Origin of the sequence: Pseudonocardia halophobica (assembly GCF_027922425.1) — a bacterium.
Lineage (GTDB): Bacteria > Actinomycetota > Actinomycetes > Mycobacteriales > Pseudonocardiaceae > Pseudonocardia > Pseudonocardia halophobica.
In genome coordinates, this window is sequence record NZ_BSFQ01000210.1 from 1 (window position 1) to 688 (window position 688).

Here is a 688-nt window from a genome sequence, read left to right on the forward strand (position 1 = left end):
GTGACGATCACGCTCATGCCGCGTTCTCCTCGGTGGTGCCGCCGCGCACGGCGCGGCCGTTGATGAAATGGATGCCGCATTCGGTTTTGGCGCTGCCGCGCCAGCGGCCCGCACGCGGGTCTTCGCCGGGTTTCACCGGGCTGGTGCAGGGCGCGCAGCCGATGGAAGGGTAGCCCTTGGCGACCAGCGGATGCCGGGGCAGGCGGTTGTTGGCGATGTAATCCTCAAGATCCTCGCGACCCCAATGTGCCAGCGGATTGACCTTGATACGGGTTTCGCCCTCGGCCTCGAAGAACTCGACCTCCTGCCGCGTCGCGCCCAGTTAGCTCTTGCGCCCGGTGATCCAGCCGTCGAAATCCTTCAGTGCCCGTTCCAGCGGCTCCACCTTGCGGATGGCGCAGCAGGCATCGGTATTGAACTGGTGCAGCGTGCCGTCGGGATCGTCGAATTCCACCTTCTTCGGATGCGCCCGGATGGTGCGGATGTCGCAGAGCGCCAGCTTCTCGGCCAGCTCGCGCTGGTAAACCAGCGTCTCCTTGAACAGCATCCGCGTATCAACGAACAGTACGGGTGTCTCCGGTGCGATGACCGAGACGAGGTGCAGCAGCACGACCGATTCCGCCCCGAAAGAGGACACCAGCGCCACGCGCCCCAGATCGGGGTCACCCAGCGCATGTTCCAGCACGGC

At 65.3% G+C, this 688-nt stretch carries 1 pseudogene; it reads right to left on the reverse strand.

The annotated features are described in order from the left end of the window. Nucleotides 1–13: 13 nt before the first annotated feature. Nucleotides 14–685: pseudogene (locus PKE99_RS39200) on the reverse strand (phosphoadenylyl-sulfate reductase). Nucleotides 686–688: the final 3 nt, after the last annotated feature.